The organism is Algibacter sp. (assembly GCF_029245835.1).
In the GTDB taxonomy this organism is placed as follows: domain Bacteria; phylum Bacteroidota; class Bacteroidia; order Flavobacteriales; family Flavobacteriaceae; genus Algibacter_B.
Genome location: NZ_JAQWOO010000063.1, coordinates 1 through 13784, shown reverse-complemented (window position 1 = coordinate 13784; position 13784 = coordinate 1). Strand labels below are relative to the sequence as shown.

The window sequence follows — 13784 nt, the reverse complement described above, 5'->3', positions numbered from 1 at the left end:
TTGGGCTGAACGCATTTTTACTCTAAAAACCCCATCAAAATCCATATCCGTATTTTTTTAAAACTTTTTAATCAACTGATTTTAAGTTGATTACTGATTAAAGCAAATATGTAACCTCGCAACGCGGGTTACCCTCTTGCTATTCGATTTCGTCCCGCTCGCGGGACAAAATTTTCATACACCTGACTAAAAAGTCAGTTGCTTTTTCTGGGCATTTCTGCTATTTTAAAGTTATGGGATTAAGGTGTGAAATTCAAACGTGGATTGGTTTCAAACAAGTGCTTTTGATATTAAAAAATATGGTTTTTAATAAATGTTTGGTTTTGAAAGTCAGATTTTAAAAATAAGTGTGACTATTTTAATAAAACCTTTGGATATATTTTAAAACATCCAAAGGTCTAGGTTACTTTTTGTTTAGTATTCAAATGTTGAACACATATTGGTAGCTGTATAAATTCTTTATGGCTTCTTCTTCCAATAAAGTGTTATAATCCAAATGCTGTTTTTTGGCATAAGATTTTAGGTCGTTTCCAAATCGTTGCTCTACATCATTTTTTGAATCATGTAGCAAACGATTTTGGGTTTCTGCATCGAGGTTGTTATAATTTAAATAGACCATGATAATTTATTTTTAATTATAGCAACCCGTTATCGGCAAAACTGTAATAGTTACCGTCTGGAATAATAATGAGATGGTCTAAAACATTTACATCAAACAATTTGGCTGCTTGCTGTATTTTGCTCGTCAATTGTTTATCCACCTCACTCGGTTTTAGTTTACCGCTCGGGTGGTTATGGCATAAAATAATCCCTACTGAAAGGGTCTTGATTATGACTGCAAATAAAATCCGCATATCTACTAATGTTCCTGTAATGCTACCTGTCGATACTTGATAAATGCCTTTAATCTTATTGGCATTGTTTAACAACAATACCTTAAAGGATTCTTGGAAACCAATAGTATCTTGATTCCACCCGTCAAAAATCAATTTAGCCGCATCCTCTGAACTTTTAATGGATAACCCATTAGAAGTGCTTAATTTTTCTCGGTAACTTATTTTTATTTCGTTAACTTTGGTTTTCATTGTTCTTTTCTTTAGAAGTTAATAATGAAAAAGAGGGTGTGTCTGTCGAAAGTAACACCCTCTTTCTTTTTGTTTATTCTGCGTTTCCTAACAGAAGTATTTCACTTACTACCACTTCGGTTACATAGCGTTTTACACCGTCCTTGTCCTCATAACTTCGTGAGGTCAACTTCCCTTCAATGGCGATTTCCTTGCCTTTGGTCACGTACTTTTCAATGATGTCTGCGGTCTTGCCCCATGCCACCAGATTGTGCCAATTGGTATCGGTCTGTTTTTCGCCATGACCATTTTTGTATTGTTCGTTGGTGGCTAAGGATAAACGGACTACTTTTTTGCCGTTTTCTAGGTCTGTAACTGTTGGCTCTTGTCCAACGTGTCCAATTAACTGTACTTTGTTTCTTAATGTACTCATGATTTAAAAAATTTAAAGGTTAATAATTCCCCTGTATTGGTTTAAACTGAATTAAATTTTAAGGGGTGTTTTGTTCGATTTCTTTCGTGCTCAGCACAATAGATGAAGTGGGTTTTGTCAAGACTTTTGGAAAACAAATTAGGAGTGTCTGCGACGTAGCAAAATCCTTGGATTTTCAAGGCAGTAGAAACCTTATTTTTTTTCAAAATTTGCATGGTCTTGACAAGTTCCATAAGGGCATTAGCAATTCTTTGGAACCTGTTTGCGTTAGAGCGTACCGGTAGTTAAGCGAGAAAAGTAAATGGGTTCCAATTAGAAGTGTTTATGCACTGCCTGTTTTTCGATGCCCCGAAAAACAACAAAAGGCGTCATCTATTATAAACCCCTTAAAATGACTGAGACAAACCCTGAATTTTTAAGAATTGTCGAGCAAAGCTCAAAGAAGGCTTTGCCGATGATTCGGTTAAGAAAATTCAGGGTTTGGCTTTCCGATTAAAAGAACCAATAGCTTGATCAGTGTTCTATTGAGCGGACTTGACTTTAAAGATGGAGCATTGTAATGGAGTTTGCCCACTTCCCGACTTCTCCCGGGAATGGGTGGTCAAGTGGAATGGAAATTGGAATCTTTGAAGTTATGTCCAAGATTTTTTCAATGAAGCGCTTTTCCCGAAATGGCGTTTTTCACGGCATGTAGGGGAATGTGCTGAAGATTTGTTTTCATATAATTCACAATACACATGATAATCTTATTTAAGACTATTAAAACGTGGCTTTTATCTGGAAACATAAGATATATCGGTATATTTAGGTCAAAAAATTTAAAACCTAGATTTCTACCTTTAAAAAAGCAACAAAACCATGATTACAAGCCATTACGTTATAGACCATTATACAGAACCAAACAGCACCTATACTATTTTATCCAATAAGATAAAATTAGGCCAACTCGTTTTTAATATTCAAGAAAAAGCTTTTGAAATTGTCAATCTAAAGGTTTTGAAAGCTATCGTGGCATTTGAAAAAGGCAATGGTGTTGATAGAATATACTACCCGATACCCCTAAATCCCAAATGGCTCACTAAAGTGTTTCATTTTGAGGTCAAGCGTTTAAACGTTCATTACATGCATGTTTTTACATCAAAGGTTCACGGATTAAAAATCCATGAACAGCATAACCGCTACTATATTGCCTATACCATTCGGGAAAAAGTGGCATTGGCAAACCAGATGAAAGGTGTGCAAGTTGCCAAGCCACAGATTTTGTATGTCCACGAATTGATGGACCAATTATACTTATTGAAAAGAGAGCAAATTGAAATCAAAGAATCAGACCTGGCCAACATAAACAAGTGCTTTAGTGAAGAGCTGAAGAAAGATTGATTTTTCAACGTTGTCTATCTGGTTGCTTAATTTTTTCTTAAAATCAAGGTCGATGCATACCTGTTAAGCTCCAGTTTAGAAAGGCACTGGAGCAAACTTTTTAAAAACGGTATTTAAACCATGGCATAAATTTCATTGAACAATACTTTATCAAATTTTTCTTGCTGGGAAAAGGTCTTTTTCAATGTGCCATGTAGTAAAGAATTAAAGGCATTATAGCCTAACCATAGATTTGGGTTTTCGTTCAGTAATACCGCTTCATGGTTTAAGATTTCAATGACCTCTCTGGATTTCTTGGAAGGATCATCGTTGGTATCGCTACATTCGTATCTAAACAGTTTAGTTTTTTCAAGAATGTGCTTTACAAAGGCTTTAGTATCTATGATATCAATGCTCTTCATGGCATCGAATTTCTGTACGATGCTGTAAAATTCGTTATCTAGAAATTTATCAAATAAATGATTCAATCGAGGCATCATTAAATCGGTATTGTGTTTGGTATGCCGAATTGAAAATTCCAATGTCTCTTGGGATACATGCAAACCATTGGAACATACCTTGCGATAAAACCCAAAGTGTCCCGATGTTTTTTCACTGCCATCATAGGAGTTTTTAAAACGTAGCATTGGTAAAATGAGGTCTTCCGTATTCTTGACCGAAAATTGATTGGTGTCTTCTATGATAAAGTCTATGATAAAAGAACGGTCCATTCTGTTGATGCTTCGTTTGTGATAATTCAATTTAGCATCGATGAGCATTTGCTCTGCTATTTTGAAAAAAAGTTCATTGGGTATGTGCCCGTAGCTCTTGGATACAATATTCACAATTTTACCATTGGAGATAATAGCTTGTTCCAGGCCCCTTCTGGAATCCATTTGTGTCAGGCTTTTTAATGCGACCATTTCTGATGGTACAAACACATCATCTTGTTGTAATTTACTTAAATACATAATTATAAAATTTAGGTTAAAAAAGTAAAGCCCACTCTTTCGAGCAGGCTTTTGTTTTGAAAGGATTCAAAATGCAATTAAAGCTCAAATTGAACAATTTCCTGTTCAATTTCTGATTTACGCTGTTCCAATGTGGACTGTAAATGGGTCGTTACCAACTTGATTAGATTCGTGTTGGTGGTTCTAAATTCTAGATTACGGGAATCCCTGATGTAAAAGGAAGCGGAATCATCCTGATTGTAATTGAACTTGGTTAGTTCATTTAAGGTTTCGTTCAGCCGTTCTCGTTGGGTAGCTAAACCTCTCAACTTTTCGAATTTTTGGATGCGTTCATCTAAGTTGATTGCTGGTTTTTCATCTGAAACTGTTTTTTCTTTAGCTGTGGTTTTACCCATGGCTTCTTCAGTTAACTTTTTTTGAATGTCTTTTTTAACGGTGACATTTTGGTTTGTTGCACTTCCGTTTTGCTTTGTTTTTGTTTCCATAATTAAATAATTTTTAGATTAAACAATATTTGAGCAATCACCAAACGGAAGACAAAATTTTGGAGTGGAAAGGAAACGGAATAAATTTGCGGTGGATTGAGAAATGGCTTTATGCCGTCCCTTTTCCGAGAAATATTTTGCGCCGTTTATATTTCGGGAATATTGTATGAATATATTATATTCTTAATTTGAATCAGGTAACATGAGGTTAGCAATAGTTTTCTACTGGAATCCGATTCAAGCGAACTTTATGCTAAAATTTGGGATTGTAATGCCGTGTCCATTCCAGCCAAAGCGGAATGGATTAACGAATGGAAATATTAAATTTTAGTGTCAGGTTCAAGACCTTTTTAATGAAGCGCTTTTCCCGAAATGACGTTTTTACGGCATGTAGTGGGAATGGGCTGAATACAAAGAAATATTCAATTTAAAAACAGATTAATTCTTGTTATACATACACTCAACATAAGAACAATTATAGGACAAATGTTATCATTGGTATTCTATGAAAGAAGTCTATTTGATAGCTGTAATGTAGTATTATGTATATCCTTTAGCTTACTTTTTTTTGCGTTTAGGTGGCTTTAGTGATGGTGTGTTTCCTGGTGTGTCTTTGTTATCTCGCACACGTCTATCTGGTTTCCCAGTTGATTTAGCAATTCTTTTTGGTCCTGGTTTAAGTGCCATAATTCTTGTTTTTAATTAATACTTTAATATACAATTACTTTTTGCTATAAATAAATAACATTTATGTTTCAATTTATCTTCTTTCTTGAGTTTCATTATCTTTTGTCTTGAAACAAAAGAAACAAAAATTCAAGGCTGCATATAATTTTGAAAACAATTAACGGCTCATTCGCTATATTTTAGACTATTGAGGGTTAAGAGAATGTCCTGTTTACATTTTTAGCCAAATACGATTTGAAATAGACTTTTAATTTAAATACAATCATCCACAGGATAATTGCATCTGAATAGCCTAAAATATGGACGCTCACTTCTCCTATTGTTTTAACCAAAATTATATGAGGCCAAGAAAATTAAAAACTAAACAAGGAATTTATAGATTCTTTTAAAAAAGCATAAAATCCTTTGTTCTTTATATTTATTAACGAATTTTCATGTTTAATTCTGCTATTCTCAGCTGCTAAATGATTTATTATCAGAGATTTATTTATTTCATCTGCACTACCAAGTAAACCTTGAGAAATTGCACAATCATTCCTGCATTCATTGTCAAATTCGAAATCTATATTTCCTGTATTAAAATCCATTTCTTTTGGACCATAATAAATTCCTCTAGGTTTCAAAATCAAGGATAAGAATTGTTGTATTTCCATTCCTGCCAAACTCAAACTAAAACCAAAAACATTTTCACCTCTATTAATAAAATGATTCTTTGGTAAGCCTTTAATATAGTTAGGATTATCCAACTCTCCAGACATTTCCAACGCAGCATCTTCAGGTTTATATTGCCCTAAACATTGCATACAGATTCTTTCAGGCCCTATTGTGTGAGCCTTCCATCTTGCTTGATCTATATTTGATAAATCTTCCATTGGATTTGTATCAATTCCACCATCAATTACTGGAATTAAATTTGCAAATGACAAGCAATCTAAAACATATCTTGGTAAAGGCATATCAACACAAGAAAATAATACATCACAATCAAGAGCAGCTTCTTGTCCTTCTTTTTCGGTAATACTATAAGGCACAGCATTAATACTTAAATCCGAAATGAGTTCAGTGTTTAAAAGACGATCTTTTTGAACATCTACTTTATATTTTCCAATATCAACTCTATTTATTGCTAATAATCTATCTAGATTTTTCAATTCAACTAAATCAAAATCAATTAGCGTTAAATTCTTAATACCGGTCCTTAAAATAGCTTCAGCAACTATTGAACCAACACTACCTAAACCTACTATTCCAATTTTTAACCTAGAAATTTCATGCTGTTTTAAATCTCCCCAAGATGAAATTGTACGTTTAAACTCTTCTCCGAAATTAGATTTTGGAATAATATCATCACAGAAATATGTTTTTAGAGACTTTCCTACTACCCTTACAGATTCACACCAATAACGCTCATAAGTATTTGGAGCTTCTTTAATCCAAATGCGCGCGCTCCAATAGTTATCTGTTCCAAGTGTCATTCCAATTAAAGGTAATCCTGTAACAGCCTTAACTCTTGGTGCTAACATTTTCTCTGCTTCAATGTCGTCAAAACTCATTCCTTGCCATCCTGGATAAGGATGGCTATGTATAAAACAGATTCCTAAATTATTAGCTAACGCATAAGAAGTCACTTTATCAAAATAAACTGAATTAAAACTTACGTTTCCATGTACATTTCTGTCGCCAACTTCTGGTAAAATAAACTCATTAATCACTCCTGTTTTTCTTGATCTTCCTGAAGATAATTTATAAAAAGCAAAGCATAAATCTTCTTGACCATCCTCTCTTATGAGGTGTTCAAAAAATATACTATTGACATTTTCTGTCATTGTTATGCTGTACTTCATTCGAAATCCAATAATGTTCTTAAGAATGCTAAATAATCGTCCGCAGTCATACCAGAAGTCCAACCTCTAAATGGTCTACTCCAATACTGATATTCTGGCGTAGGTACTTTTCTGTCGTGTATTCCACCAAAAGGGTGTGTGCCTCCACCTCCTGTAATAGGAAGTAAATGTGGTTTTATATGTGGACCTGAAGGCGGTATCATTGGAAATTGGTTACCTTGTAAAGCTACTTCAATTTCTTGTCCTTTAAACCTTCCTAATGGTACAATAAACTTGAAGCACACAAAGTTATTTGTGTGCATCCAAGTTTCGAGCCCTTTGTTTTGCAACTGACTCATCAACTCTTGATTTCCCATAACTATGAAACAGTTGTAGGTTCAAGTTTGCAAGAACTAAATTTAAGACCATTCTTAATGGCTACTTTATGTTCTCGATCATTTTTGTAACTAACTTCTTTATGTCCACTAATTTGTTTTAAATAAAACCCATTAGCATTTTTCCCTGCAGCAGTTAATATTTCATTTGGTGTCATGAAACATTCATCAACTTCTACAGGCTCATCATCAACATAAATTAGTAGTTTCTTATAAGGTTTGGCAAAAAAGCCTTCAATCCCAGCACCTTTTAAATCAATTTTTTCATCTAATTGAACTGGTTCGAAACCTTTTTCATTTACCTTAATTAATAACTCGTAATCTTCTACAGGTAATAAACTAGCTATTCCTAAAACTTCTTTACCTGTAATAATTGCGTTAACAGATTCAAATTTTTGTCTATTAACTTTAAATATAAATTTGTCCATTTTTTCTTTTTTTTTATGGATCACCTCTCTTTTTTAAAACAGTTTGAGTATACTATTCAGACAAGATATTGGTCATTATACTTGTGTAGATTACAAAAAAATACTACTATTGTATAACAAAACAAAGGAATTGTTAAGGTGATAAGCCTTAATACTAGAGTTGTCGAAACTTTTATTCCTATTACTATAATCCAATTTATTGTTGTCGCAATAAATTGGATTTTTTTTCTTATTATCAGCTTCTATTTTTAGAATTAAACATATATAATTATCTTACCCAACCCAGCACTAATAGTTTATCAATATTGTTATTGATGCCAGATTGTATTAATTTATTACTATCCAATTTATTCATTTCCATTTTTCTAGTTTCTTCATCTAATGGCATATAATTAATTGCTTCTTTCGCAACTTGATCTTCCAAATATCTAGTTAGTGTGTCTAGATTGTTTGCTGTGAATCCTTCAATTTGATTATCGAAATCATATTCGAAAACCAAGATATTATCTTCTAAATCAGGTTGGGCTCTATTCATTAGTAATTCAGCTCTTTTAATTGCTTCAATTTCCCAAAGTTGTAGCTCATTTTTAACTGCTTTTGTATCTATTGTAGCATCAACCTCTATTCGCACTTCTTCCCTTATTTTTATATTAGAGTGCAGAAAGTTTCTATCTGCCAATAACCTAGAAACTTCATTATAAACCTGTTGTTGTCCTTTTGTATCTCTTATTGTCACTATCATTGTAAAATCTTGATTTAAAACTTCACCATCTTCTTTTGATCTTGTTTCCGCAAATTCTCTATACTCCCCTTTTATTATAGTATACCATTTTCTTCCTTTTGCTAAACTATCTCTTTGTCTAGCAGCAGTCATTTCATCGAGGTTTATTGAGTATTTTTTAACGGGCTGATATTTCTTACCGTAATTTAACAGCATTCGTTCTCTCGCATAATCGCTGGAGGTATCCTTCTTATAAGAGCTACCGTAGTTCGAATCTAGTATTACATTTTTTGGATCTTCCGGCCCTATTGGATTTAGAATATTGGATTTCGTAGTATCTCTATTCTTTATGTCATCATATGTACCAAACTGTAATTTGAGATTTGATTGGCAGTATTCAGCTCCTTGTTTCTCCCTTAAAACAGGCTGTGCTACTAATGTTATTTTAACTTCACCATAAAAGAAACCATTCTCATCGATTAAACTCTCAGGAAAGGGGAAGTCAAGAATTTCTATAAATTCTCCTTTGTTAATGTTCTCCTGTAATATTAAAGTAATTTCGTGTGGGTCATTATAGATAATATCATCCGCAGAAGAAGCAACTCCAAAACCCATTTGATTTACTTTGTCGCTTATGGAGAAATTAACTCCTAATGGATATTTAGCTGAATGAATAGCTAATGCCTTTAATAACGTTGGATTAAAGTTTTCTTTTACTTTAAAGTTCAGTTCTGATAACAGTGAAGTCACTCTTGGTGTTGAAAAACTAGTTCCAATTATTTTTACTGTGCTGCCATCTGGTGCAATAGCTTTTACACCATTTTCAACTCTTCTTCCTCCTTTCATTCCAGCATTACCTCCATAAGAGACTAAATCTGGCTTGATACTATTAGCAGGACCTGGACCAATTCTAGTAAAAGGTGATGGATGATTTACTTCTGCAATATCACTTTCATTTTTTGAATGTGTTATTGATCCTACCACAATTGAACGCATTGAGTCTCCTGACCTAGCAACTCTGCTCTTGGGAAAACCATTCTCAAAGTTTCTGCAATTTCCTGTAGACTTACAAATAATTACCTCATTTGATATTTGAATATCATCTAAAGCCTTACCAAAATCGGAAAAATCACTTAAATCCGATTCAGATCCTGTACCCAAGGAAAGGTTCCAAATTTTAATATCAGAATTATTTTTTATTGCAGTTCTAATGTTTAAGATTAGCTCATCTTCATCTATACTTTCTTTTTTATCATCAGGAAATACTGTTGCATCAAAAAGTTTACACCCCGAATTACCTGTCCAATTTTGACCTTCCAATTCATCACCATAAATAATAATGCTTGAAACACAAGAGCCATGAGTTGGATTTATTAAATCCTCTGGGTATGATGAATAATTTCTATCAAGAAGCCAGGGTTTTAGGTATTTATTTTTAGCGATACCAGAATCCAAAACTCCAATAATAGGATATTCTTCATCCTTAATGGGTTCTTTAACATCAAGCGCCTCAGTAGTAGCCAATAAATCCATGCCAACGCTATATTTGGGCATAAACGTTATAGATTCTAAGGCTTCAAAATCACTTATACTATCTAATTGTGCTTTGGTAGCATTTTTGAGTTTAAAAATTATTAAGCCTGACGAATAATTTGTTTTTATAATATCTAAATTCTTTTGCTTACAGTATTTTTCAAATGAGACCTTGACTGCGTTATTTATTTCGTAGTTTAGAAAATCTATTAGTGAAATTTTAACTGTCTCATTTTCTTTAATATCTGCAATAAACGGTTCAAATACTTTTACAGCCTCAACAGCAGAAATAGCTTTAGGATTTTGGTTATAGTTTTTGATATTTTTTCTTATCGCATTATTATCTACAATACTGTCTACTTTCACAATAGCACTATTGGAATTTATAAAACCAATTATATTATTCTTGGTAAACTGACCATTAAATAATTTCTGAATGTCTTTTCTGTGAGATTTTGCAATAGCATTATCATCAATATCCACACGCAAAGCTGCCGGAATGAAACTCCTTGCATTATCACGAGTATTAAAAAAACTATCCAATTCACTTAAAGGCTCCAATAGACTGTTTGCTCTAGATATAAGTTCTTCTCCTTCAAGTTGCCATTTTGGTGGAATATTACTATTCATGCCTTCAACTCTTCTATCGTCTATTTTTTGTCTCCTTTGAAAGAGTTTTATTGGTAAATTTTTCTTAGCCATCTTACTCTACATTTAATGCGTTTCTTACTTGTCTTATTGAAATATCTAGGTAACTAGCTATTTGTTTTTGAGGTATATGACTCTCATTTAAAAAACGTATCATTTCCTCTGGCGTAAACCTGTTGTTGTGTTTGTATTTAAAGTATTCAGAAAAAATTTCATCATATTCAAATTCTTTATTTTTAATGATTGAATTGTAAAATGCACTATTTATAATCTTAATTATTTCAGAGTGTGAGAAATCATTTAAATAAGAAGATAACATATCAAACTTCTTGTCTTCAATATCTAGTTTAGAGTCTACTTTATTAAAATAGCTCCCTATAAGGTTCTTAATTTCGTCTGAACTTGGTTTATTTACGTTGATTACTTTTTCAAATCTTCTCCAAATGGCGCTATCTAACAATTGTTCGTGATTTGTAGCAGCAATTAGAATACCTGTTTCTAAAAAATCGTCAATATTTTGAAGCAAACTATTGATTACCCTTTTTAACTCACCTGTTTCATGATTATCGTCTCTTGCCTTAGCAATTGCATCAAATTCATCAAGAAATAATATACATGGTTTACTTTTTGCATAATCAAACAATTTTCTGATATTCTTTGCGGTATTACCTAAAAGTGATGATATTAAAGAATCAAATCTAGCTATTACAATAGGAATATCTAATTCTTTAGCAATATGCTTAGCTAACGTAGTTTTACCACATCCAGGTGGACCATAAAGCAATAATGATAAATTCATTTGCAGGCCTTTACTTTCTATTTCATTTTTTGAATTAACCAGAGAGATAAAATTATTCACAGGGTTTTGAATACTTTCAGAAAGTAAAATATCTAATTTAATATCTTGAGGTAAAATAATATCAGCAATATTTAATCTTGTATCATTATCTACAGGTGCATCAAATAATTGATCTTTAAAAACAGGAATACCTGTTGAGCCTTCTATAGTTTTCATAATCTTATCTGCAAGTTTATCTGCTCCATCTTCTCTTAACTTTTTAGCCAAGTGTTTAGAATAGCTAATAACCTTCTTTGGATCGTGATTAAGACCACCTTCAATTATTTTAATGAGCTCTGTATACATATATGTGTGATATTATTTTGGATTTATGTTACAAAGATAGTGAAAAATGTAATATATTTGTAATAATACGTAATATTTATATGTATAATCGTGATAATTATACAAAATATCGTGATAATTATTGATTATTATGTTGTGTATTAAGGATTTAAAACGATTCCACACATTTTATGCTTCCCTACTTCGTCGTCACATAAAAAGTGTTCTATTAACTTAAGTTGAAGAAACTCTTGAGATAAATTTTTTCAATTTAATAGAGTCAAAAGCATAAAGAAACGAATTGAATTGAAAAGGAGTTTGGGTGTTAATAGGTTTAAAATTTAACTTCAGAGCTCTGTTAGTAATCAATAAGTAAAATGGTTTATCTCTAAATTCACTAATAATCATAGAATTTACTCATAAAAGATATCAAATAATAACAATTTGAAAAAAAAAATGAAAACCCCCTTATTCTGTACTTATTCTGTACTAGATATAATAAAAAAAGCTTCCAATTTCTTGGAAGCCCTTTGTTTACTAGTAGCGGGAACTGGACTTTATATCCTACCCTATTATTTCTTACATCGTTGTTTTTCAATTAATTGCAATTGGCTAATTTTATTATTTTTAGGTTATTTGAGCCGAATATGAGACGGTTTAAAAACCACTTTCTCCTTTATTATTAGGAGTTTGTGGCTTATCCATTTTTTTTGAATCCTCTTTTTTTATCAATTTTTCAATATCTTTTGATAATCTTCCATCTTTATCGTTTGTTATTTTGAACTTAATTACCATTCTTCTTCTTTTGTGTTTAAGTTTTCAATGTTTGATATAATCTCTGGAAGCTTTTTGTTAATTTTTTTTATCCATCGCTTTTTGTAACTTCTCATTCCTTCTAACGGATGTTTACCTCTTTGATCTTCTAACAAGAAATTTGTTAAAGTCAGTTTGTATTTTTTCTCTTTAAAATCAACTTTAACCAAATACATTATAGCTATCGGAATTCCAGAAGCTAAATGACTTGTAACTCCTGTTCCTTTTATTGATTTTTCAGAACTCTCAATATCTTCTAAGTTTATTTGTTTAAACCTTTTAATGAATTTTTCTTTTATTTTTCCATCATTAGTTTTTACAATTTTAGAAAACTCATAAAAGTTTGTAGATTCATTTAATGATAATTTTTGAGAAAAACTCGCTAGAGATATTCCAAGTAAAACCAACATTAATACATTCTTTTTTTTCATCTTTTTATTTTTTTAAAACAAACAAGAAGCAGCTTCAACTCTAAAAACATTTCTGATTAAAGACTTCTTTATTTGTTGTGGTGGGAATTCATCTTTTTTATTATCCGAAGGTTTACTTATTAAAGTAAAACTATCTGTATCTTCTCCTTTTGTAATAATCTTAACTAAACGCCTATCGTCAGCTAATACAATAGCATATATTTCTCCGTATGCTAAAAACTCCTGCCAATTAGGCAAATGCTTTAACCCAATAGCATCTCCATGTTTAATTACTTTAGCCATAGATTGCCCAGAGTTTCTTACCACAAAATCTGACGTTGCAAAAAATGGATGTGCAATGTATGATGAAGGCTTTGTGGTTTGCGAATTTTCTAAAAATGTAAACCCAGAGGTAAATTCCACATCATAATAAGGAACACCTTCTTTTTTTAAAGTCATACATTTTTCAGAAGGCTCATTAACTAAATTAGGATTAGAAGATGACATTTCTCCCTCTCCAGTCATCAACCAATGTAAATTTATATCTGGAAAAGCGTTTATTAAATAACTAATTGCATCAGATTTTATAGGTTTTTTTAAATGTTCTCCTTTAAAACCACCATCTGTCATACCTAAAATACCATACAATTCTTTGTATTTAATATTTTGATATTCAGCAACTTGCTTAATTCTTTCTTTGATATACGTTTTTTTATTAACCATTTATTTGGATAATAGTTTATTTATTATCTATATTTGTCTAACATTAATATTACTAAAGTATAACAAATAAACTAATAAAAAAATAGGGTTTTTCTATGATTACTGAAGAGCAAAAAACAGAGATAAAGAAACTTTTAGGGCATAGATATGTAGAAACTATTCAAAGTA

At 31.9% G+C, this 13784-nt stretch carries 15 protein-coding genes; 1 reads left to right on the top strand and 14 read right to left on the bottom strand.

What is annotated here, in order from left to right:
* Nucleotides 1-421 precede the first annotated feature (421 nt).
* The 3 genes from P8K68_RS10310 to ssb all read right to left on the bottom strand — a co-directional run bounded on the left by P8K68_RS10310 (nt 422) and on the right by ssb (nt 1497).
* The gene (locus P8K68_RS10310) at nt 422-619 is read right to left on the bottom strand and encodes a hypothetical protein (protein ID WP_300250462.1); all 198 of its coding nucleotides are present in this window, start codon (nt 617-619) and stop codon (nt 422-424) included.
* 16 nt (nt 620-635) lie between these two features.
* Complete coding sequence (locus P8K68_RS10305) at nt 636-1085, bottom strand: JAB domain-containing protein (RefSeq protein WP_300250460.1); 450 nt, start codon at nt 1083-1085, stop codon at nt 636-638.
* A gap of 73 nt (nt 1086-1158) precedes the next feature.
* Nucleotides 1159-1497, bottom strand: a complete 339-nt coding sequence (gene ssb / locus P8K68_RS10300) for a single-stranded DNA-binding protein (RefSeq protein ID WP_300250458.1) — start codon at nt 1495-1497, stop codon at nt 1159-1161.
* A gap of 858 nt (nt 1498-2355) precedes the next feature.
* On the opposite strand from ssb, the gene P8K68_RS10295 reads away from it, so the two are divergent.
* On the top strand, nt 2356-2877 hold the full coding sequence (locus P8K68_RS10295) for a hypothetical protein (RefSeq protein ID WP_300250455.1): 522 nt from the start codon (nt 2356-2358) through the stop codon (nt 2875-2877).
* Between the two features lie 113 nt (nt 2878-2990).
* Here P8K68_RS10295 and P8K68_RS10290 read toward each other — a convergent pair whose 3' ends face one another.
* The 11 genes from P8K68_RS10290 to P8K68_RS10240 all read right to left on the bottom strand — a co-directional run bounded on the left by P8K68_RS10290 (nt 2991) and on the right by P8K68_RS10240 (nt 13616).
* Nucleotides 2991-3827, bottom strand: a complete 837-nt coding sequence (locus tag P8K68_RS10290; protein ID WP_300250452.1) for a DUF932 domain-containing protein — start codon at nt 3825-3827, stop codon at nt 2991-2993.
* A gap of 77 nt (nt 3828-3904) precedes the next feature.
* On the bottom strand, nt 3905-4312 hold the full coding sequence (locus tag P8K68_RS10285; protein WP_300250449.1) for a hypothetical protein: 408 nt from the start codon (nt 4310-4312) through the stop codon (nt 3905-3907).
* Nucleotides 4313-4870: 558 nt separating this feature from the next.
* Nucleotides 4871-4999 (bottom strand): hypothetical protein, encoded by a 129-nt coding sequence (locus P8K68_RS10280; protein ID WP_300250446.1) that lies wholly within the window; start codon nt 4997-4999, stop codon nt 4871-4873.
* A gap of 353 nt (nt 5000-5352) precedes the next feature.
* On the bottom strand, nt 5353-6825 hold the full coding sequence (locus tag P8K68_RS10275) for a ThiF family adenylyltransferase (RefSeq protein WP_300250444.1): 1473 nt from the start codon (nt 6823-6825) through the stop codon (nt 5353-5355).
* 14 nt (nt 6826-6839) lie between these two features.
* A complete protein-coding gene (locus P8K68_RS10270) occupies nt 6840-7199 on the bottom strand; it encodes a hypothetical protein (protein ID WP_300250442.1) in 360 nt (119 codons plus the stop codon).
* 2 nt (nt 7200-7201) lie between these two features.
* The gene (locus P8K68_RS10265) at nt 7202-7645 is read right to left on the bottom strand and encodes a multiubiquitin domain-containing protein (protein WP_300250440.1); all 444 of its coding nucleotides are present in this window, start codon (nt 7643-7645) and stop codon (nt 7202-7204) included.
* Nucleotides 7646-7913: 268 nt separating this feature from the next.
* Nucleotides 7914-10601, bottom strand: a complete 2688-nt coding sequence (locus P8K68_RS10260) for a S8 family peptidase (RefSeq protein ID WP_300250437.1) — start codon at nt 10599-10601, stop codon at nt 7914-7916.
* Nucleotide 10602: 1 nt separating this feature from the next.
* Complete coding sequence (locus P8K68_RS10255) at nt 10603-11691, bottom strand: ATP-binding protein (protein ID WP_300250435.1); 1089 nt, start codon at nt 11689-11691, stop codon at nt 10603-10605.
* 636 nt (nt 11692-12327) lie between these two features.
* Complete coding sequence (locus tag P8K68_RS10250; RefSeq protein ID WP_300250433.1) at nt 12328-12465, bottom strand: hypothetical protein; 138 nt, start codon at nt 12463-12465, stop codon at nt 12328-12330.
* Nucleotides 12459-12914 (bottom strand): hypothetical protein, encoded by a 456-nt coding sequence (locus P8K68_RS10245; protein WP_300250432.1) that lies wholly within the window; start codon nt 12912-12914, stop codon nt 12459-12461. Before P8K68_RS10245 ends, P8K68_RS10250 begins: the two co-directional genes overlap by 7 nt.
* 12 nt (nt 12915-12926) lie before the next feature.
* A complete protein-coding gene (locus P8K68_RS10240) occupies nt 12927-13616 on the bottom strand; it encodes a S24 family peptidase (RefSeq protein ID WP_300250430.1) in 690 nt (229 codons plus the stop codon).
* Nucleotides 13617-13784 lie beyond the last annotated feature (168 nt).

Excerpts from the sequence above, each read along its gene's own strand:
- P8K68_RS10310 (WP_300250462.1), bottom strand. The coding sequence starts at position 619 with ATGGTCTATTTAAATTATAACAACCTCGATGCAGAAACCCAAAATCGT.
- P8K68_RS10305 (WP_300250460.1), bottom strand. The coding sequence starts at position 1,085 with ATGAAAACCAAAGTTAACGAAATAAAAATAAGTTACCGAGAAAAATTA.
- ssb (WP_300250458.1), bottom strand. The coding sequence starts at position 1,497 with ATGAGTACATTAAGAAACAAAGTACAGTTAATTGGACACGTTGGACAA.
- P8K68_RS10295 (WP_300250455.1), top strand. The coding sequence starts at position 2,356 with ATGATTACAAGCCATTACGTTATAGACCATTATACAGAACCAAACAGC.
- P8K68_RS10290 (WP_300250452.1), bottom strand. The coding sequence starts at position 3,827 with ATGTATTTAAGTAAATTACAACAAGATGATGTGTTTGTACCATCAGAA.
- P8K68_RS10285 (WP_300250449.1), bottom strand. The coding sequence starts at position 4,312 with ATGGAAACAAAAACAAAGCAAAACGGAAGTGCAACAAACCAAAATGTC.
- P8K68_RS10280 (WP_300250446.1), bottom strand. The coding sequence starts at position 4,999 with ATGGCACTTAAACCAGGACCAAAAAGAATTGCTAAATCAACTGGGAAA.
- P8K68_RS10275 (WP_300250444.1), bottom strand. The coding sequence starts at position 6,825 with ATGACAGAAAATGTCAATAGTATATTTTTTGAACACCTCATAAGAGAG.
- P8K68_RS10270 (WP_300250442.1), bottom strand. The coding sequence starts at position 7,199 with ATGGGAAATCAAGAGTTGATGAGTCAGTTGCAAAACAAAGGGCTCGAA.
- P8K68_RS10265 (WP_300250440.1), bottom strand. The coding sequence starts at position 7,645 with ATGGACAAATTTATATTTAAAGTTAATAGACAAAAATTTGAATCTGTT.
- P8K68_RS10260 (WP_300250437.1), bottom strand. The coding sequence starts at position 10,601 with ATGGCTAAGAAAAATTTACCAATAAAACTCTTTCAAAGGAGACAAAAA.
- P8K68_RS10255 (WP_300250435.1), bottom strand. The coding sequence starts at position 11,691 with ATGTATACAGAGCTCATTAAAATAATTGAAGGTGGTCTTAATCACGAT.
- P8K68_RS10250 (WP_300250433.1), bottom strand. The coding sequence starts at position 12,465 with ATGGTAATTAAGTTCAAAATAACAAACGATAAAGATGGAAGATTATCA.
- P8K68_RS10245 (WP_300250432.1), bottom strand. The coding sequence starts at position 12,914 with ATGAAAAAAAAGAATGTATTAATGTTGGTTTTACTTGGAATATCTCTA.
- P8K68_RS10240 (WP_300250430.1), bottom strand. The coding sequence starts at position 13,616 with ATGGTTAATAAAAAAACGTATATCAAAGAAAGAATTAAGCAAGTTGCT.